Below are 20,082 nucleotides of genomic sequence, written 5' to 3'. Positions count from 1 at the left end.
AAAATCTGAATACGCCTAGTTTTTTCTATACCTATAGTATACAAAAAACCCCTCCGATTTATTCGGAGGGGTCTATCCCTATGGACGGGGATTACATCATTCCCATTCCGCCCATTCCGCCCATGTCAGGCATGCCGCCACCTTTTTCAGGTTCCGGCTTATCAGCTACAACCGCTTCAGTTGTCAGGAACATAGCTGCAACAGATGCAGCGTTTTGCAACGCAGAGCGCGTTACTTTCGCTGGGTCAACAATACCGGCTTCGATCATGTTTACCCACTGTGCAGTTGCTGCATTGAAGCCTACGCCTACTTCTTCTTTCTTCAGGCGTTCAACGATAACAGAGCCTTCGAGACCAGCATTGGCCGCGATTTGACGTACTGGCTCTTCCAGCGCACGCAGGATAAGGCGTACACCAGTTGCTTCATCATCTTCTGCTTGAATTTCGGCTACTTTGTTGTAGATGGATACAAGTGCCGTACCACCGCCTGCAACAATACCTTCTTCAACAGCTGCGCGTGTCGCGTTCAGTGCATCTTCAATGCGAAGCTTTTTCTCTTTCAATTCAGTTTCAGTAGCAGCACCAACTTTAATAACCGCTACACCGCCTGCCAGCTTAGCCAGACGTTCCTGTAATTTTTCTTTATCAAACTCAGATGTTGTCGTCTCGATAGCAGAACGAATTTGGTTTACACGAGCTTCAATGTTCGCTTTTTCGCCAACACCTTCTACGATTGTCGTAGTTTCTTTTGTTACGACAACTTTACCCGCTTGCCCCAATTGTTGCAGGGTAGCCGATTTCAGATCCAGTCCGAGATCTTCTGTAATAACCTGACCACCAGTCAATGCAGCGATGTCTTCGAGCATCGCTTTGCGGCGGTCGCCAAAGCCAGGAGCTTTTACTGCTACCGCAGTAAATGTACCACGCAATTTATTTACAACAAGCGTAGCCAGTGCTTCGCCTTCTACATCTTCAGCGATGATAACAAGCGGCTTGCCTTGTTGTACAACTTTCTCTAACACAGGAAGGATTTCCTGAATGTTAGAGATTTTCTTATCCGTAATCAAGATATACGGATTATCAAGCACTGCTTCCATCTTATCAGTATCCGTGATCATGTATGGAGAAGCGTATCCGCGGTCGAATTGCATACCTTCTACAACATCAAGTTCTGTTGTGAAGCCTTTGGATTCTTCTACTGTGATAACGCCATCTTTTCCTACTTTTTCCATAGCTTCAGCAATCAGTTGGCCGATTTCCTCATCAGCAGCAGAAATAGCTGCTACTTGTGCGATAGATTCTTTACCTTCGATTGGTTTAGAAATCGCATGCAGTTCTTCTACTGCTGCACGAACTGCCTTTTCGATACCTTTGCGCATAACCATCGGGTTTGCACCCGCTGTTACGTTTTTCAAGCCTTCGCGAATCATCGCTTGAGCAAGAACTGTAGCTGTTGTCGTACCGTCACCCGCTACATCGTTTGTTTTGGTTGCAACTTCCTTAACCAGTTGTGCACCCATGTTCTCGAATGCGTCTTCGAGTTCGATTTCTTTCGCGATGGTTACACCATCGTTTGTAATTAATGGAGATCCGAATTTCTTTTCAAGTACAACATTGCGACCTTTAGGTCCAAGCGTTACTTTTACTGCATCTGCAAGCGTATCAACACCGCGGAGCATCGCGCGGCGTGCCTCTTCGCTAAAACGAATGTCTTTCGCCATTTTTTGTTCGCCCTCCTAAATATGTAGTCATTCTATACGTTACCTGAACGGTGAAAAATCGTATATCAAAATGCCGTTCTCAGTGATTACTCAACAATTGCAAGAATATCGCTTTCACGCATGATTAGAAGTTCTTTATCGCTGTATTTCACTTCTGTGCCAGCGTATTTAGAGTAAATCACGCGGTTGCCTTCTTGAACTTCAAGCGCAATACGCTCACCGTTCTCAATGCGTCCGTTTCCTACAGCAACTACTTTGCCTTCCTGCGGCTTTTCTTTCGCTGTTTCCGGAAGTACGATTCCGCTAGCAGTTGTTTCTTCTTTTGCGATAGGTTCGATAATCACACGATCACCCAATGGCTTTAACACTGAAAACAACCTCCCTAAATTAAATGTCTTGTTAGCACTCAACCTCACTGAGTGCTAACACAATTATTATAATATATATTTTATTTCCTTTTTGCAAGCCCCGGGTTACAAAAAAAATTTCCTTTTCCATTCTGACCACTTTTACTAGGAATTATTCTTTAATATAGAAAGCACACCTGTTGATTACCCATAAAAAAAAGAGCCGAAGGGCACGGCTCTCTGATTCCTTTTTTTATCTATTCTCTATCAACATGCAGTACGGCGTCTTCCTCTTTCTCACCATAGAACTCCTGTTGCCAAGCTGCGTCCTCCTTCAACTGCTTCCGATAAACGAAGCGGGAAATTAAGACGCTAATCTCATATAAAATCACCAACGGTAAAAACACGCTCAAATGACTAACAAAATCAGGTGGTGAGATAAGCGACGCCACGATAACAAGCGCCAGATAAGAATAGCCGCGCATTTTCTTCATTCGCATCGGATTCAGAATGCGCAGGCGCGTCAAAAACATCACAATAATAGGAAGCTCAAACAACAGCGCCAGCGGAATCACAATGTTAAACATAAAACCAAAATACTGCGCCAGACCAAATGTCTCTACTACACCCAATGTTTTTGAGAATTTTATCATGAACATAATGATCATCGGAAACACAAGATAATATCCGACGGCAAGTCCAGTTACAAACAGCAGGAATGCCGGAGCGATAAAAATTCCGGCCGCTTTCCGCTCATGTGGGCGAAGGCCCGGAGAGATAAAGCGCCATAGATGATACAATATAAAAGGCAGCGTAATAACGAGGGCAATAACAAACGAGAACTGCATATACACACGCAGTCCGTCCGCAATGCCAAATACATGCCATTGAATACCTGCATCCTTCTTAAAATAACGGACCACCGGCTCCGCATACGCAAAACCGCCGATAAATGCAACGATAAAAATGACCGCTACCCATATTAGGCGGCGCCGGAGCTCACCTAAGTGCTCCACAAGTCGCATCTCTTGATTTTGAGTGCTCATGCGCTGTTCAAATCCTCTCTTAAACACACAGCTTTTGCAAATCGGCTATACAATCGTTATTCACTCAAATATTTACGTTCTCGTTCGTTCCTTGAACAATAGACAACGCCGAAGAAATCTGATCGGCAATCGCCACAAAACACCATTCCATACTCGGAAGACTGCCCGGCAGATTAATGACGAGAGCATTGCCGCGTGTGCCCACGATCGCACGCGTTAGCAGCACCTTACGTGAATGCTGCATAGAACAACGACGCATCTCTTCTGCCAACCCTGGAACATAGCGATCAATAACTAACTCTGTCGCTTCCGGCGTTACATCTTCCGGACTCAATCCTGTACCGCCAATCGTGATTAATAAGTCTACCTTCTCACGATCAATCAGCTCAATCATGTTCTCTTTCAGCATCTCTATATTATCAGGCGACACACGATGATACGCAACAGCTACGTTAAAATTATGTTTCAGCAACGTTTCTAGCTTTGGAAAGCAGTCATTCTCCCGCTCCTTGCGATACACCGAGTTGCTTGAAGTGACGACCCCAATTTTCCACATTCAGGTAACCCTCCGTTATTCACTAATAAAATTCAATAAAAGCCTAATTATATTGTACTATAACCTGTCACTGTTGTGTCGATTTTTACACATCAATACAGTGGCAAAATCATGAACACGTAATCACTCTGCTCTCTGTTACAATTTTATCCATCTTCCGATCATGTTCCTCAACAGACAGAAATGGAACAACCTGCATCTCGTAACAAACAGCGACAAGCGGTGGTACATTCGGAAGCCCGGCAAAAAAACGATCGTAAAAACCGCCCCCATAGCCAAGACGCTCTCCCTGCTCAGTAAACGCCACACCAGGAACGAGAATAACATCGAACGGTTCACCGTGCCAGGGCTCGCTTTTTGCTTCGTCCGGTTCGCGGATGCCATACGCCCCTTCGATAAACGTATCCCACCCTGTAAAACGATACGGAATCATCTGCCTGTCCTTCACATAGGTTTTAGGTACATATACGCTTTTGCCCAACCTGTCACACTCGGCAATAAAACGATCCAGGCACACTTCCTCACCGAACGAAAGGAAGACAAACAAACGCTGCGCCGCTTCCACCTCCGGCACGGCAAGCAGGCGCCGTGTCGCTTCTTCTGAACGAATATCTCGTTCATGTGAAACGATGTCTGCTCTTTGCTTGATAATTTGCCGGCGCAGCAAGCGTTTACTTTCTTTCCGTTCCTCGACGTTCATGTTTTTCTCCCTTCATCAGCTTTCTAACCCCTGCGTTTTACGATACACTAGCAGTGGACGAACTATAGAGGTGAATAATTTATGATCTTACTGCAAGCATTAAATATAAGCAAATCATTCAGCGCGAATCCTGTGCTTACCAATATTAATATGGTGTTGCAATCCAGGGAAAGAGTGGGCCTGGTCGGCGTAAACGGGGCCGGTAAATCTACGCTACTCAAAATCATTACAGGTCAAATTCTACCTGATGGAGGAGAAATACAGAAGGCGAAGAATACTACACTTGGCTATCTGGCGCAAGATAGCGGTCTGGATACGGATCGTACCATCTGGAATGAGATGATGACTGTATTCAGCCATTTCAAAGAGCAAGAAGCAGAACTTCGCCGAATGGAGGATCAAATTGCAGACCCTGCCATCATCGCAAATGAAACCCAGCATGAAAAGCTGCTGAACACCTACTCCCATCTTGTCGAGCAATTCAAGCAGGAGGGTGGATATCAATATGAAGCGTTGACACGTTCTGTTCTGCACGGTATGCGTTTCTTTCCCGAGAATTACGATACACCGATCGATCAGCTCAGCGGTGGACAGAAAACCCGACTCGCTCTCGCCAAGCTACTATTGATGGAACCGGATGTGCTTATCCTCGATGAGCCGACCAACTATCTTGATATCGAAACGCTCGGCTGGCTGGAGAAGTACCTGCTGAATTATCCCGGTGCCCTGCTGGTCGTCTCGCATGACCGCTTCTTTCTCGACTCGCTCGTCAATATTGTGTATGAACTGGAACGTACACATGTTACACGCTATGTCGGAAATTACACAGACTATCTTATTCAGAAAGGTGAACGGGTACAGCAACAAATCAAGCAATACGAGAAACAGCAAGCCGAAATCTCTCGTATCGAAGAATTTGTGCAACGCAACATCGCCCGTGCATCTACGACAAAGCGCGCACAAAGCCGCCGTAAAATGCTGGAGCGAATGGATGTAATGGATAGGCCGCTCGGCGACTTGAAAAAAGCGCAGTTCTCGTTCGATATTACTAAAGTAAGCGGAAACCAGGTACTGACGCTGCAAGATATAAGCATCGGATATGAAAATGAACCGCTGGCCCGACATCTGAACTTTGAGATTACCCGCGGAGAACGCGTAGCATTGCTTGGTCCGAATGGTCTCGGTAAATCGACTCTGCTAAAAACAATTGTAAACCGAATCTCCCCCTTATCTGGCACCATTACCTATGGTAGCAATGTTATGCCTAGCTTTTATGAGCAGGAACAGGAGAATTTAAATCCTACCAAGCAAGTACTACATGAACTATGGGATGAATATCCAACAATGCAGGAAAAGGATGTACGCACTGTACTCGGCAATTTTCTATTCAGCGGCGATGATGTACTAAAGAAGATCGGAGAGCTGAGCGGCGGGGAACGTGCCCGCGTCTCGCTGGCCAAACTTATGTTGCAGAAAGCGAACCTGTTGATTCTTGACGAGCCGACCAACCACCTGGACCTATTCAGCAAGGAAATTCTTGAAGAAGCATTGGAAGATTATCCGGGTACGATCCTATTCGTTTCGCATGACCGCTACTTCCTGAATAAAATTGCGACACGTGTGCTTGAGCTAACACCAAATGGCGTCATTTCCTATCTCGGAAACTACGACTATTATATCGAGAAGAAAGAAGAGCTTCAGGAACTGCAATCCGCGGCCCTGGCACCAGCTATACAGTCCGAAGTGGAGGAAAAACAAAGCGATACATCCTCTTCCAACAAGGAGAAGTTTCGTCAGGATAAAGAAGCCAAAAAAGCGGAACGTCAACGCCAACGACGGATTGAAGAGCTGGAAGAGCGAATTGGAACGTTGGAAGAGTCGATCTCCTGCCTGGAAGAAGATTTGTGCAAACCTGAAATATTTCAGGACCACGCGAAGGCATTGGCATTCAACGAAGAACTGGAAGCAAAGAAAGCAGAACTGGAGAACTGTCTAGAAGAATGGACAGAGCTTCAGGAATAACCTTAGGAATACCAAAAAGTCCAGCCGTACAGGCCGGACTTTTTTAATAATTAAGGGCACAAGCTTCTCCTATTTTTTAGTACCCATCATCCTGTACAACAGGGGAATCAATGCATACAGCATTGCCAAAGAAGCAGCAATGATGCCCGAATCGTTCAATAGCAGCGCTATCAGCGCACCAAAAGAAATCGTTTTTATTCCCGCTGTAAAATACGGATACTGCCTTGTAACGTTTCGTACCTGTGCGTTCTTATAATAGATGAACAGCAAACAAACGAGCAAGCTAACAATAAACAGCTTGCTCCATATCGAAGCAAGGATAAGTCGCCAATTCATCGTCAGCTTACGCTCCATAATGCGGCCGATTTCAGGCCAATTTCCCGTCATTACTTCAATGAATGCGCGGCCGATATGCGATTGCTGTTCACCAGCCATCTGATAGTTCACCACAAAAAACAAACCGGCCACCGCTACCAGCGTTACCAGCAAAGCTACAATATACCGCTTTCGCCAAACGCTCCCGGAAAATACAGGTATACCGTACAAAAGCACAGCCAGAAATACAAGGATGCCCCCTGCCTTACTACCTCCCCGCGGCCAAGCCATATAAAGCACAATGACCAGACAAATGCCGATTAGCAGCAGAGGTACATAGCGTGCCGCATTTTTCTTACATAATTCTCCAGACATAGCCACGCTCAACATTGAACCGCCAAGCAGTACACCCATATATTCATTGCCAATACCGTAATAACGCGCACCGATTACCGGATCATACCCTAGATAAGAACGGCGAATAAGCTCTCCGCCTATAAATCCATCTAAGAGCGGCGGAAGCCAGCTAACCAGCCCAATTCCCAAAAAACAAACAGCAAATGGCAGTCGGTACAACATAAGCGAAATCCCCATGCCTATAGTACTTAATAGCAGCGCAATGATAACAGGGGATGGGGAACCCGGCAGCAACGGAAGCAACAGCAAGAAAAATGGAATGAGCAGCACGAACAGCAAGATATAAGAAAGCATCCTGCGGATTTGTTCATTTCGCTCCCCGAAGAACAATATCAGAACAGAAAGGACAATAACCGCAATTGTTACGCCTACATACGGATACAGCACCGCAGGGCGGGTCGCATAAATATAGTCTATCGCCCCTGCAGTCTCCCAGAACCACTCATGCGAAAATGTATGATCTACCGTCAAAGGCTGTCCTTTCATCGCAGAAGGCAACGGAACTTTTAGCCAGGCAAGGATGGAGGGTGCAATGTCAATATTGGCGGCAAGCCCGGGTTGACGGGTTGTTCCGGAAGTTAACACCCCGCCATTTTCTCCATTTTCCCATAGCATAACAGGCGCCATGCGCTTCTTATCGGCAATATCACTATCCGGAAGCGAAGCCGACAATAAAAGGATGCGCTGATTATTTTCCCTTTTCAGGGCCAGTTCTCCAGCAAATGTTACGATCTCCTTCACTACCTGTTGACGCAATTCCATGTACCTTTTAGTGCCCAATGAATTTTTGTGCCTTGCAAGGCGTTCCAAATCTCCCAATTCTGCTACGATAAGCCCGTTTCCCTCTGCTTTCCAATTTTGAATATGATATGTCAAAAACGAGTAATCCGTTTTTCTTCCGCCTGGAAAGAGCGACGTATGAATAAGCGTTTCTTCACCTATCCATCCTTGTGGGGTGATGCCTTTTCGATTCATCGTCAGCAGTCCACCCAAACGGCTAGGCTTGCTTCCTGTATCACTATTTCCGATAATAGCCCGTCCAACTCCATGCTGTTCTAATGTCTCTCCTAATAAACCAGGAATCGCTCCTGTATTCCTCCGTTCATTACTTTCCATAAGAACGGGAATATACGGCAAAAGAATGGTTCCATTCCGCAAGCTGTGTAGCACTTCTCCTGTATGAAGGTAGTAGAGTGGCACTAATTCTGCGCGCTTCTCGCCGCTTCTGTACGCGTATCGGCTCCATTCGTTGCCTGCCGCACGAGCTCCTGCGCTTATTGTCGTTATATTGTGGATATCTTTTAGAGAAATAGCTGTCCGTATATTCAGCTCACCAATCGATGCCTGCTTCAACAAAGGAACTGCGGTGCTCTTGTATATCATGTGGATATCTTCACGGGTTAACTGCGGGACTAGCAGAACGATAACAGAAGGATGGTTTTGTGCAAGGATTGCTGTGGTAAATAACAAAAAAGCGGATAAAAACACGCCGCAGAATCCAACAGCAAAAATCGCCTTTTTTTTCAATCAGCCTCCTCCTTTTCCACATATCCACACATCTATTCACATTTTTTAGCTTTCAAAATACTTATATATCAGGTTATCCACTATTTCATCCACATTATCCACAATGCTGTGGATAATGTTATTCAGCATATTATTCAACATTATTCTACTTAATTTGACAAAATACGGCTTATTCTAACAAAAAAGCAACCCTTTTATAGGGTTGCCCTTTTATTGAAGCGGCAAACCAGGAATGCCGTTTAACGACATATCTGCCAGCTTACCTTTTTTATATTCGATGTAACCTACGCCTGCAATCATTGCAGCGTTATCCGTACACAATGATAACGGAGGGATGATTAACTCTACACCTTCCCTCTCTGCTCGCTCGGCTAACGCACTGCGAAGCCCTCTATTAGCCGCTACACCTCCGGCCAACAACAGCTGCTTTACCGGACGCTCCCGAATGAGGTTGAACGACTTATCCACAAGCACTTCCACTACCGAATCTTGAAAGCTGGCAGCAAGCGTTTGCGGTTCAATCGTCTCCCCGCGTTGTGCCGCATTATGCAATGTATTGAGTACCGCAGATTTCAGGCCGCTAAAGCTGAAATCATACGTTCCTTCAAGCCAGGCACGCGGCAGCGGGATAGAAGGTACCCCCTCATGTGCAAGCCTATCAATATGAGGCCCTCCTGGATATGGAAGACCAAGCGAGCGTGCCACTTTATCGTATGCTTCACCTACCGCATCGTCCCTTGTCTGCCCGATAATCTCATATGTTCCATGTTCCTTCATATAAACAAGTTCCGTATGTCCCCCCGATACTACAAGCGCTACTAGCGGAAACTCAAGCTCTTTTACAAATCGGTTGGCATAAATATGGCCTGCAATATGATGCACACCGATAAGCGGAATACCGCGCGCAAATGAAATTGCTTTGGCGGCCGCCACACCTACAAGGAGTGCCCCGACCAATCCGGGTCCATATGTTACCGCAATAGCATCAATATCATCGAATGTACAATCCGCTTCCCGTAATGCCTGCTCGATGATCACCGTAATATTCTCTACATGATGCCGTGAAGCCACTTCAGGCACAACTCCTCCGAATCGTTTATGGCTTTCGATTTGTGAAGAGATTATGTTAGAGAGAATAATGGTACCATTTTCGACAACAGCAGCAGACGTCTCATCACAGCTCGTCTCAATTCCGAGAATACGTATCGGCTTATTTGCAGCAAGCGCTTCTTCACGCCGTTGATACGCCTTTTGTTTCCAATTGTTCGTCATTTTATTTCACCCACGTCTTGAAATTCTATATCAATTTACACTACAAACATTGTACTACAGTTCTTATCATGAATACGTACACACCTTTTACAAAAACGTAAGTTTATTTAGGATTAGTAATACCAAACACCCATAATTACAGCGGCACATGGCTATTTCCTGCATTATTTATTTATAACATTACCCAAACGCTGGAGTTTGTTCCATCCAACTGTGATGCCTTTAAGGGCAGACACAATGGATTTGATCACAATGTAGGTCATGAATTGACGATAAATAATACGCTGCAGGAACAGCCAGAGCAACGGCTTCGGATTCTCTCCTTCCAGCCGGAACGCATAGAAGGAGGCAAGGAAGTCAATAAGGAAAAATAGGCCGTAGAATACTAGCGTTTTTCCCGGTTGAATCCCAAACAATCCCATAATGAAAAGAATATCAGCTATCGGGGAAATTGTTTGGAAAATGTATTGGAAAAGCCACATATTAGGCAAGCCTACAAAGCCAAGCGATTTATGCTTGCGGTTGAACAGCGCCCTGCGGTGCTTCCATAAGCATTGAAGCGTTCCGTATGTCCAACGGTAGCGCTGCTTTAGCAGGCTTAAGACATCTTCCGGCGCTTCAGTATAGGCATACGCCTGTTCCTCATACATAATACGATAACCTTTTTGAAGGAGCGTTAGTGTAATATCCGTATCCTCCGCCAGCGTATCCTCTTTAAGATAGCCTGCTTCGGCCACTGCCTCTTTGCGCCACGCACCAATAGCTCCCGGAACGACAGCGATGCAGTTCAACTCATCGAATGCCCTTCTTTCCAGGTTGAAACCAGTGATATATTCGACTTGCTGCCAGGTAGTCAGTAAGTTTCTGATATTCCCGACCTTTACATTTCCCGAAACAGCTGCAATGTTTGGATCGGCAAAGTGACGGGTAAGCAAAGCGATGGCGTCAGGCGCAATCATCGTATCAGCATCAAGCGCAACAACAATCTCACCGCTCGCTTCTATAAAGCCCCGATTAACAGCAGATGATTTCCCACCATTTTCTTTCGTAATTAGCTTTATACGCGAATTCTGGCCGAATGTTTTCTGAATAACAGCTGATGTCTGATCAACAGATCCATCATCGACTACAATTACTTCAAAATCCGGATAATCGCTCTGCAAAATCGAATCGATTGTTTTACATATGACTTTCTCTTCGTTATATGCAGCAATGACTACGCTAACCGAAGGAGTAAAGCTGTTATTCGGAGTGAGAGAGAGGTATCTTTTTTTCTGTCTGGAAGCGTAGTAAACAAGAAAAAGAAAACGGATAATTCCTACGCTAATGGATAAGTAGAGCATGAAGGTGATGCCCTTTTGCCATCCCGAAAATGCTGTGAAAACTGTTTGATCATATATAATAAAAGGGTTTTCCGTATATTCAACAGGCGGCATTAGCTCGTCGGCTTTTTTTCCGAGCAATTGGTGTATCGTAGTAAAGGTATAGCCTTTGCTCTTCAAGGTTTCAATAATCTTCGGCAACGCTTCTATCGTGTTAGTGCGATCGCCGCCTGCATCGTGAAGCAGGATGATATTCCCATTTGGCAGTTCCTTTAGCACACGGCGGATAATTTCATCGCTGGATGGCTTCTGCCAGTCTTCCGGGTCAATAGACTCTCCAATCGTAGTATAACCCATCTGCTGCGCCCGCAAAATCGGCAGCAACTCTTCCGGCGTGGATGGAGAAGCATCCGCTACGTAAGGCGGACGGAACATCGTCATTGAATGACCGGTTATTTCCTGGAATAGACGTTGATTTGCGTTTAGTTCCATCTTTGTACGCATCGGAGAAATTTCGGCAACGTTTGGATGCGTGAAGGTGTGGCTTCCAATCTCATGGCCATTCTGATAGATTCGTTTGATAATGTCGGGGTTTAATTCAGCGTTTTCCCCAACGATGAAGAACGAACCTTTTATCTTATAGCGATCTAAAATGTCCAATATTTTTGGCGTATATTCAGGATCAGGACCGTCATCAAAAGTAAGAACGACCTGTTTGCCCATAGCTTTTCCATATCGATTCACTTGGAATGGAACAGGATAAGAGACGTAAGATTCATTCGAAAGACTTCCATCTTGAGTTACGTTAAAGTACCTTTTCCCTTCCTTCTCAGAAGAAACGACCTGTAGCACTTCTCCGTCACCAGAATAATGAACGGGCTCCGAACTTGTGAGCGTATGCAGCAATGCGGTCTGTGATTCGAAATGATCCGGCTGCTTAAGCACATCCCATACAGTCGGGTCCTCTGAACCAAGGCGCCACAGTGCCACGCCTCTGGCCCCATTCTCCATAGATATTTTGAGTTGATTGTATACAGAAACCCCATCTAGGAACCAGACAATGTGGCTGTCTTCACCCTCTTTATATCGCATATAAGGGTTTTGACTTCTTTTATCCCATTGAATATTCAGGCGAGAATTATGCGCCATCTCCATTATATCGCCAAATGTTACTGTATCCGCCGACTGATTGCTATTCTCTATCCAGTCATATCCGTAGCTTCCCAAACTAACAATCAGCTTTTCAGGAGGGATATCAAGCTGTTCTAAGGCATTTTCAAACCAGGAAATGGAGGCGATTGGACCCGGTTTCCCGCTTTGATAATGTTCATCGTATAGCATGACAATCATACGGTCTGTTACATTAGCAAGCGCGCCGTAATCAAAGGCATCATCCTGTGCGGGTACGTCTTCTGTAAGCTGAAGGCCGTTCGCGTGAAACTTTCGGTACAGCTCGCCCATAAACGCAGTGAGCGCATCCTGATCTTTTTTATCAATCGCTTCAAAGTCAATATTAAATCCCGAATAATCATTCTTTTTCGCTTCGCTGTACAGCTGTTCAATGAACTCCTGTCTTTTCGCAGGAGAAGTAATAATGTTGTGCACAAGTGTAGCATCCCAAATCCCGTTTGCAAAGTTACTCACAAGCGGCATGATTTTTACATTGTTATTTTTGGCCAGTTGCTGCACATCAAATTGAATATCCTTGTGCAAGCTCGTATCAGGATTGAGATGATACCATTCCGGGATGACAGTTGTAAGAAAGTGAATGTTTTTTTTCAGGGAATTTTTACTGTTTTCATCCCAATTCACATAAAATCCGTACACTTCTTTCTGAGTCATCTGCTGCATAGCCTTATTTTTGTGGTGCCGTTTAAAATCCAACTGAAAAGTAGGGTGCGTTTTTTCTTCCTCTTTTAGCTGTTTAATTAAAGAGTGTTCATTTATTTTTTCCATAATCGGCTGAATTAGATTCAATTTGCTGTTTTTCTCAAAAGATAGTTTTGGAAGGGACGGATCCGAGTTAAGACTGAGGCCGAATATACATAAAACAATCAGGGAGACAACGCCGAGCAAAATACCGAAGCGTTTTAAAAAAGACCAGCGATAGCCAAAATCATCATGAAAAATGAAATGCTTTGTTCCTGAGATACGTCTGTGCTTGTTTTTTCTTTGGTAGAGCGAAGCAAAAATTAAGTAAGCTAATCCTGCTGCTAGCATACCTTCCACGATGCTTATAGGCGGTATCCATGCATTCGTCATACCCGCTCCCTCCTCTCCTTAAAATGTTAAGATGTATGTGATACAACTTTTGTATAATCAAACGTATCTGGTGCGAACCACTTTATTCCGATACTTGGCTTTCCGGTTTGATCTGGGGGATTGCATTGAATTTCCTTCGAGCTTACCAAATGATTATTAAGGGAAATATACACATTCTTCGGATTGTCCACATAGAAAGTAATTCCCCGAACCTCATGTATAGTTACAGGATGTGATCCAAAGAGCGGGTCGTTAATGGATTTTAACTCAATTTTTGTCCTTCCTCCTTCTGTTGTAATCGCATAATGAAGATAATTGTGTGCTACATTGTAATGAAGAAGTCGGCTTGTGCGCGCTACCAGAATACGACCGCTATCCTGGTAGCTTGCAAGCAAGCGAAGCGCTTTAATGTTACTTCTATCAAAAGGGTACGCACCATTTCCGCCGCCAAAATGCTGTCCAATAATAGCGTAATTTTTTTGAGATACAAGATTATCTAATCTCTGCGGTGTAATTTGCACATCTAACGCTTTTGGACCCCACGTCCAATTTACTCCCTTTTTTGTGCGGTCGAACACATAGCGATGAAATCCCCATATTTTATTTCCATCACGCAGTTTTATCGGGAAGATGGCGCTTTTTTCTCCAAAGTCTGAATCCCCTCTTGAATTCCAAAGAAAGTGAACACCGTTTTTGATGATAAGATCAGTATGGTAATAAGGCGATTGTTTGTTATCCCCTTCCTGGTATGAGGCAAAACCAAAAGATGTATAGGCACCGAAATTTTGCCGATTCGCCTCATTTCCGTGGTTAATCCATATATCAGGATGGATGCCATCTTCATTCATATGTTTCCAGGCTGCTTCAGCAAGATTTCTTGTACAAAAACCCTGGCCGTGGTTAATGCGTGAAAAATCGCCATATCCATGTATAGAATCAATCCAGCCTGCACGGTAGTAGTAATTGATTAATCCAGCATCCTTCTTTTTATTTGTGTCTATGCCGTTAAAATAAGTCATGATGGCGTTTGATATATGCTTTCGATTATCTACATAGTATGGATGGGAGCTGTTTGTATCCATGTACATCCAGAAGCTATCACCAATATCAAGCCCTAACCCCCTGCCCATTGGTGTGTTCTCCTTTGTATTCAAGAACTGGTGATACTGGGCAAATTCATGCGGTGTCGTGCCATCAATGTCAGAAGCGATGGAAAGCATAGCTTGATACGGATAAGGGAACTCTCGCATTTGTACTTGAGCGATGGGCTGTGCGGTAAATCCATTTTTTATAAAAATCGCAATGCCTAAAACAATAAACAGAAATAACACGGTACCCAGCTTTATGTAGTTTATCTTTTTGCCCATTATTTTTACCCCCTTTATTTACCGTTTTTTCTATGCAAAAAGAAGTATACGGTGGGAAAATAAAAACTAACTGAGAGATGTATTAAAATTTGATGAGAAGCAGGAAAGCGAAGAAATATAATATTGCTATCTAATTATTTGATGCTTGTTTGCATAGCCAGGAGGGAAAGTAGTGAGGAAGATATTGATTATTGAAGATGAAGAAAACCTGTCGCGTTTTATTGAACTTGAACTTCAGTACGAAGGATTTTCCGTAGGAACCGCTTATGACGGGAGAAGCGGGTTGGAGAAGGCGCTTAATGAGGAATGGGATATGATTCTACTTGATCTTATGCTGCCCAGTTTGAACGGAATTGAAGTCTGCAGGCGTATCCGGCAGACAAAACACACACCGATTATTATGCTTACGGCACGAACCAGTGTGCTTGACAGAGTTTCCGGGCTCGACAGCGGAGCAGACGATTATATTACAAAACCGCTGGCGATTGAGGAATTGCTGGCAAGAATGCGGGCACTATTCCGTCGGATGGATCAGCAAACCGAAAAAATAGCCGATTCGCTGCTAAACCATAAAAATATTGAAGTAAACACAGAATCGCAAACTGTAAAACGTGACGGAGAAATCATTGCACTAACAAAACGGGAATACGAGCTATTGACTGTACTTCTGCGTAATATGAACCGGGTAATGACTCGGGATTTGCTGCTTGATCTTGTGTGGGGATACGACTCGGCAGTGGAAACAAATATCGTCGACGTATATGTTCGTTATCTGCGTAACAAGCTTGATATGCCCGGTCAGGAAAGCATTATTCAAACCGTGCGGGGAACAGGATATGTAATTAGAAAAACAGAAGGATAATGTACATGATTAAAAAATGGATTCCTCACTCTCTTACATCAAGATTAGCATTTTTATTTACAATTGCTATGGTGTTCTTTTTATTATTCATGAACTTGTTTGTCTACTGGGCCACCATGCAGCTTGTTTACCGGCATGAACATCAGCTCCTTCAGTCTAAAGTAGACGTTATAACGAATGAGATAGCGGACGATTTGACTTCACGCTCCGCGTTTAACCATGCACATTTACAACAAGTGCTTAGCAAATTTGTTAACGAGTATCAGTCCGTTTCTTTGTTTACAGCAGACGAAAAAAAAATAATCACAGTACAAGGGCCTAAGTGGAGACCTGAAGTCACAAGGGACATTGAAAAAATATTTACGCCTGAATCGTATTTTATTATGCAGAAAAAAGCGCTTCAGGATGAGCGGACGTTTTCCGTTCCGTCTCTCTCTACGCCACTGCGACTTGAAATGGTAGAGGATACTAAACCACTGAACCACTTTATTCATATTCTCCTGCTCATTCTCGGTACAACATCTGTTGGCGCGATTTTGATTTCAGGAGTAGGAGGATATTTTTTTGCGCGCCTTAGTCTTCGTCCCCTGAATCGTTTAATGACGGAGATTTATCAAATGGAAGCATCACACTTGTCTTCCCGGCTGTCACCACGGTCTACTGCCAAAGAAATTACAACGCTTACCGAAGCGTTTAACAGTCTTCTCGATCGTATTGAAGCTGTATTATCAAAACAAAAGCAGTTCGCATCGGATGCCTCCCATGAACTTCGTACCCCTCTTACGATTATTGATGGGTATCTCCGGCTTTTGGATAGATGGGGGAAGGATAAAGTTGAAGTACGGGAAGAGGCCATACTAGCCATGAAGCAGGAGTGCGTAAGGCTTTTCGGTCTAGTAGACGATTTGCTAATGCTGGCAAAGATGGAGGAGGGCTCTGTCTCTACAGAAATCTTGGAAGTACAGGAGCTTACACCGCTTTTGGAAGAGGTAAAGAATGCCTGGCGTTCCGCCTTTCCTTCAAACTTGCGGCTGGTTTGTCGATGGGAGGACTCTCTCGTTCTTCCAATGGAACGGGAGAAGATTCGCCGTCTGCTCGATATTTTTCTCGACAATGCCCGCAAATACACAGATGAAGGAGAAGTACGATTGAATGTTTATAAAAAGGAGGAATGGGTTCATATTATTATAGAAGATACTGGGATTGGTATTGACGAAAACGAACTCCCTTTCATCTTTGAACGTTTCTATCGCGTGGATAAATCACGCAGCCGTCAAAGAGGAGGAAGCGGGCTAGGACTTGCTATTGCCAAATCCATCGTAGATATACATCAGGGACATGTTACGATACAGCGTGCATCTCAAGGAGGGACAGCGGTGCACATTATGCTGCCCGCTCACTCCTCAATTTAAGAAGGCGAAAGGGGGATGATTCCATCTCCCTCTACACGCCGCAATAAAACACTGACATTATGCTACGATAATTTCCGCACCAATACCATTGGGCTCGGAAAATGTAAGATCAACTTTTAAATGTTCAGAAATAAAGCAATGGTATTCCACCAAGTAAAACGCGATGGAATCGACAAGGTCCTGTTCATGAAACCATGCGTGCTCAAGACGGCTGCGAACATTTGCGTGAACCCCCTGGTCAGGATGAAATTGGAGATCAACCTCCATGTCTTCGGGATGGCAGCCGTGCTGTCTGGCAGCAAAAACACAGCAAGAATCAATAATGTCTTGTTCTGAAAAATAAAGCTTCATAAATATTTATCCCTTTACATTTTTGTTATCTGAAGAGTAAACGCCGAATAAGGAGGAATCCTATAACAACAATCACCATATTAATTAACAAACCCGTAAGTCAATTACTCACAACTGAAGTCACGAGTGTCTTGTCCGCAAATCATGAAAATCCCTGATAACTACCGCTGAATCCTTTCGCAAATACGGAGACTGGAGAAAGCATCATCAATCCCGCAATGAATACGGCCATTACTGTTTTGTACATTCGCACATCTTCCTTTCTTCTCATTATTGGCTTTCTTATTTTAAAAAAAGACCATTAAAATTTAATGAAAGCTTTCTTTAAGAAGGATTTAATTTTCTCATCGAATTTTAATGAATTTCTTAGATAGCCCTAATGGTTTTTGTTTACAATATCGACTAATCAACTACTTGACTAATTGAGAGGTCCAAGAGATGGTAAACACGAAAACGGTAAGTACAGAAAAAATTCTTATTCTTTCAGGAAATTATGGGGACGGACATCAGCAAGTCGCTCATGCCATTCAAGAATCGGTTCGGCTGCGCCTTCCTGAGGCAGAAACACTTATCGTGGATTTTATGGAATATATTCACCCCTACTTTCATTCGATTGGAAGAAATATTTTTATTGGAGGAGTAAAAAATTTCCCTTCTGTTTACGGATATATTTACCGTAAAACACGCGTGACTAATCCCTTTTCAATTTTTATAAAATCATTTAACCATTCCGGTATTCGGCGCATGATGAGGCTTTTGCAAGAATTTCAACCTTCTATTGTGATCAGTACGTTTCCGTTGGCTGCAGGCATGATATCAAAAATAAAGGAATTGGGACTAACCAATGTAGCTGCTGTGACAGTGATTACTGATCATACGGACCACAGTTATTGGCTCCATCCTTTCACTGATCAGTATATTGTCGGATCAGAGTTTGTCCGCAAATCCCTCCATCAACTTGAAGTAAATGATGATCAAATTACTGTAACGGGCATTCCGGTTCGTCCGGAATTTTGCAGGGCATATAACCGGGGCATTTTGCGGAAAAAATTTAATTTTGATCCAGATCTGCCAACCATTCTCATCATGGGTGGGGGCTACGGCATTATGGGAGAGGGCATGTCTGAACTTTTATCTTCCCAGATTTTTTCCCAGCCGGTACAGTTGATCGTAGTATGCGGCCATAATGAGAAATTGCGGAGGGAAATGGAGAATCACCTGAATTTCTCGCAACAACGTGTGCTTGTCACCGGGTATGTAAATTATATTCACGAATTGATGGCCATCTCCGATTTTATGATTACTAAACCAGGAGGCGTAACGACGGCGGAGGCTATTGCTCTGGAACTTCCCATGCTTCTCTACAAGCCGCTTCCAGGGCAGGAACAGGATAATACCCAGTTTTTGCTAAACAGCAGAGTTGCCTTGTATGCAGAAGATGAAGCAGAACTGCAATTCTATATTGCCCAGGTGCTAAAAAACCCGAAGCTGCTCATACAAATGAAAGAGAGTGCACGCCGCATGCATTCAAAATGGACCGCTTCCAAAGTGGTGGATGTTATTTCATCTGTAAACTTCGAATGGCAAGAGATATACGTCTAGAGCAGAGAGGAAAGACAGGTGTAAGAAATATGGGAAAACTTTTGGCAGGTGTATTAATCTTTTTCATTATGCTATACGCTGTTGTTCCTGAGATTGCAACCCGGATTATAGGAGTAGGCGCGTTGCGAAAAGGCCGCCTTCGAAAAGAAATAGCTCTTACATTCGATGATGGACCAGATCCGTACTATACACCGCGTCTGTTAGATTTGTTAAAAAAGCACAACATAAAGGCAACATTTTTTATTGTAGGGGCAAAGGCGGAGAAACATCCTGATATTATCAAGCGCATACAAAGAGAAGGCCATTTAATTGGTATTCATAATTATGTTCACCGGGCGAACTGGTTCATGAATCCGTGGAGACTATGGCAGCAAATTCATTATTCGGCTGATGTAATCGAGCAAATTACAGGCCAAAGGCCCGTGCATTATCGACCGCCATGGGGGTTGTTTACCATTTTCGATTTTATCCTTGGTCAGAAATTCTCCTTTGTTTTATGGTCTGTCATGGTTGGCGACTGGAGAAGCAGAATTGGCCGGGACGCACTACGCAAGAAAATTCTTACCCAACTGCATGACGGCTGTGTGATTGTTCTTCATGACAGCGGAGAAACGTTTGGTGCGGATCGGGACGCACCGATGCATATGCTGGAGGCGCTTGAAGATGTGCTACAGGCTATATCAAAGCAACCATATAAGTTTGTTCTGATTGATGAGATAATGAAGCACGCCTAATAAAAAGGTAATGAGGCAACAAAACAGCTGTTTTATATACGTCTGACTTGATGAATCGACATCCTCCCGTGGTAGGAGGTACGGAAAAGATGGAGAAAATCAAAGGTTGAAAAAAGCATCCAATCTCTTCTTTTTCCAATTCTCCTACTTCCAACCACGCTACTCTGTCGAAATATCAAGTGTAATTTATCACGCCTGTTGATTGTTCAAAGAAGAAAAGGCAACCACAACGGGACACAAACAAGGCC

The 20,082-nt window shown here is 43.9% G+C and carries 15 protein-coding genes; 5 read left to right on the top strand and 10 right to left on the bottom strand.

Annotated features, from left to right (window positions below; genetic code table 11):
- Positions 1 to 91: 91 nt before the first annotated feature.
- From groL to HMPREF0083_RS14200, 5 genes are all read right to left on the bottom strand, one after another.
- On the bottom strand, positions 92 to 1,720 hold the full coding sequence (gene groL / locus HMPREF0083_RS14220) for a chaperonin GroEL (protein WP_021622177.1): 1,629 nt from the start codon (positions 1,718 to 1,720) through the stop codon (positions 92 to 94).
- 86 nt (positions 1,721 to 1,806) lie between these two features.
- On the bottom strand, positions 1,807 to 2,088 hold the full coding sequence (gene groES, locus HMPREF0083_RS14215; RefSeq protein ID WP_040302848.1) for a co-chaperone GroES: 282 nt from the start codon (positions 2,086 to 2,088) through the stop codon (positions 1,807 to 1,809).
- A gap of 236 nt (positions 2,089 to 2,324) precedes the next feature.
- Positions 2,325 to 3,113 (bottom strand): twin-arginine translocase subunit TatC, encoded by a 789-nt coding sequence (tatC, locus tag HMPREF0083_RS14210; RefSeq protein ID WP_040302846.1) that lies wholly within the window; start codon positions 3,111 to 3,113, stop codon positions 2,325 to 2,327.
- A 64-nt stretch (positions 3,114 to 3,177) separates the two neighbouring features.
- The gene (locus HMPREF0083_RS14205) at positions 3,178 to 3,669 is read right to left on the bottom strand and encodes a MogA/MoaB family molybdenum cofactor biosynthesis protein (protein ID WP_021622174.1); all 492 of its coding nucleotides are present in this window, start codon (positions 3,667 to 3,669) and stop codon (positions 3,178 to 3,180) included.
- Positions 3,670 to 3,778: 109 nt separating this feature from the next.
- On the bottom strand, positions 3,779 to 4,369 hold the full coding sequence (locus tag HMPREF0083_RS14200; protein WP_021622173.1) for a 5-formyltetrahydrofolate cyclo-ligase: 591 nt from the start codon (positions 4,367 to 4,369) through the stop codon (positions 3,779 to 3,781).
- 81 nt (positions 4,370 to 4,450) lie between these two features.
- Here HMPREF0083_RS14200 and HMPREF0083_RS14195 point away from each other — a divergent pair, with 81 nt between their 5' ends.
- Positions 4,451 to 6,391 (top strand): ABC transporter ATP-binding protein, encoded by a 1,941-nt coding sequence (locus tag HMPREF0083_RS14195; protein WP_021622172.1) that lies wholly within the window; start codon positions 4,451 to 4,453, stop codon positions 6,389 to 6,391.
- A 69-nt stretch (positions 6,392 to 6,460) separates the two neighbouring features.
- Here the strand turns inward: HMPREF0083_RS14195 and HMPREF0083_RS14190 are convergent, their stop codons facing one another.
- The 4 genes from HMPREF0083_RS14190 to HMPREF0083_RS14175 all read right to left on the bottom strand — a co-directional run bounded on the left by HMPREF0083_RS14190 (position 6,461) and on the right by HMPREF0083_RS14175 (position 14,873).
- Entirely contained in the window at positions 6,461 to 8,650 is a 2,190-nt protein-coding gene (locus HMPREF0083_RS14190; protein WP_021622171.1) for a hypothetical protein, read from the bottom strand.
- Positions 8,651 to 8,860: 210 nt separating this feature from the next.
- Entirely contained in the window at positions 8,861 to 9,922 is a 1,062-nt protein-coding gene (gene tsaD / locus HMPREF0083_RS14185) for a tRNA (adenosine(37)-N6)-threonylcarbamoyltransferase complex transferase subunit TsaD (RefSeq protein WP_021622170.1), read from the bottom strand.
- Positions 9,923 to 10,086: 164 nt separating this feature from the next.
- Positions 10,087 to 13,506, bottom strand: a complete 3,420-nt coding sequence (locus tag HMPREF0083_RS14180; protein ID WP_021622169.1) for a trifunctional glycoside hydrolase family 18/polysaccharide deacetylase/glycosyltransferase family 2 protein — start codon at positions 13,504 to 13,506, stop codon at positions 10,087 to 10,089.
- A 26-nt stretch (positions 13,507 to 13,532) separates the two neighbouring features.
- On the bottom strand, positions 13,533 to 14,873 hold the full coding sequence (locus tag HMPREF0083_RS14175) for a CDC50/LEM3 family protein (protein WP_021622168.1): 1,341 nt from the start codon (positions 14,871 to 14,873) through the stop codon (positions 13,533 to 13,535).
- A gap of 172 nt (positions 14,874 to 15,045) precedes the next feature.
- Between HMPREF0083_RS14175 and HMPREF0083_RS14170 the strand changes: the two genes are divergently transcribed.
- Both HMPREF0083_RS14170 and HMPREF0083_RS14165 read left to right on the top strand, forming a co-directional pair.
- Entirely contained in the window at positions 15,046 to 15,735 is a 690-nt protein-coding gene (locus HMPREF0083_RS14170; protein WP_021622167.1) for a response regulator transcription factor, read from the top strand.
- Between the two features lie 5 nt (positions 15,736 to 15,740).
- Positions 15,741 to 17,147, top strand: a complete 1,407-nt coding sequence (locus tag HMPREF0083_RS14165) for a sensor histidine kinase (RefSeq protein ID WP_040302845.1) — start codon at positions 15,741 to 15,743, stop codon at positions 17,145 to 17,147.
- Positions 17,148 to 17,204: 57 nt separating this feature from the next.
- Here HMPREF0083_RS14165 and HMPREF0083_RS14160 read toward each other — a convergent pair whose 3' ends face one another.
- Positions 17,205 to 17,498 (bottom strand): DUF2653 family protein, encoded by a 294-nt coding sequence (locus tag HMPREF0083_RS14160; RefSeq protein ID WP_021622165.1) that lies wholly within the window; start codon positions 17,496 to 17,498, stop codon positions 17,205 to 17,207.
- Between the two features lie 438 nt (positions 17,499 to 17,936).
- Here HMPREF0083_RS14160 and HMPREF0083_RS14155 point away from each other — a divergent pair, with 438 nt between their 5' ends.
- The gene (locus tag HMPREF0083_RS14155) at positions 17,937 to 19,100 is read left to right on the top strand and encodes an MGDG synthase family glycosyltransferase (RefSeq protein WP_021622164.1); all 1,164 of its coding nucleotides are present in this window, start codon (positions 17,937 to 17,939) and stop codon (positions 19,098 to 19,100) included.
- A gap of 29 nt (positions 19,101 to 19,129) precedes the next feature.
- Positions 19,130 to 19,834 (top strand): polysaccharide deacetylase family protein, encoded by a 705-nt coding sequence (locus HMPREF0083_RS14150; RefSeq protein WP_040302843.1) that lies wholly within the window; start codon positions 19,130 to 19,132, stop codon positions 19,832 to 19,834.
- Positions 19,835 to 20,082: the final 248 nt, after the last annotated feature.

The sequence above is a fragment of the Aneurinibacillus aneurinilyticus ATCC 12856 genome, from assembly GCF_000466385.1.
Taxonomy (GTDB): Bacteria; Bacillota; Bacilli; order Aneurinibacillales; family Aneurinibacillaceae; genus Aneurinibacillus; species Aneurinibacillus aneurinilyticus.
Note: the sequence above shows the minus strand (reverse complement) of the source record. Positions and strands in the feature narration are given on the sequence as shown.

Coding starts and splice junctions, on each gene's coding strand:
- groL (WP_021622177.1), bottom strand. CDS start 1,720: ATGGCGAAAGACATTCGTTTTAGCGAAGAGGCACGCCGCGCGATGCTC.
- tatC (WP_040302846.1), bottom strand. CDS start 3,113: ATGAGCACTCAAAATCAAGAGATGCGACTTGTGGAGCACTTAGGTGAG.
- HMPREF0083_RS14205 (WP_021622174.1), bottom strand. CDS start 3,669: ATGTGGAAAATTGGGGTCGTCACTTCAAGCAACTCGGTGTATCGCAAG.
- HMPREF0083_RS14200 (WP_021622173.1), bottom strand. CDS start 4,369: ATGAACGTCGAGGAACGGAAAGAAAGTAAACGCTTGCTGCGCCGGCAA.
- HMPREF0083_RS14195 (WP_021622172.1), top strand. CDS start 4,451: ATGATCTTACTGCAAGCATTAAATATAAGCAAATCATTCAGCGCGAAT.
- tsaD (WP_021622170.1), bottom strand. CDS start 9,922: ATGACGAACAATTGGAAACAAAAGGCGTATCAACGGCGTGAAGAAGCG.
- HMPREF0083_RS14180 (WP_021622169.1), bottom strand. CDS start 13,506: ATGACGAATGCATGGATACCGCCTATAAGCATCGTGGAAGGTATGCTA.
- HMPREF0083_RS14175 (WP_021622168.1), bottom strand. CDS start 14,873: ATGGGCAAAAAGATAAACTACATAAAGCTGGGTACCGTGTTATTTCTG.
- HMPREF0083_RS14165 (WP_040302845.1), top strand. CDS start 15,741: ATGATTAAAAAATGGATTCCTCACTCTCTTACATCAAGATTAGCATTT.
- HMPREF0083_RS14160 (WP_021622165.1), bottom strand. CDS start 17,498: ATGAAGCTTTATTTTTCAGAACAAGACATTATTGATTCTTGCTGTGTT.
- HMPREF0083_RS14155 (WP_021622164.1), top strand. CDS start 17,937: ATGGTAAACACGAAAACGGTAAGTACAGAAAAAATTCTTATTCTTTCA.
- HMPREF0083_RS14150 (WP_040302843.1), top strand. CDS start 19,130: ATGGGAAAACTTTTGGCAGGTGTATTAATCTTTTTCATTATGCTATAC.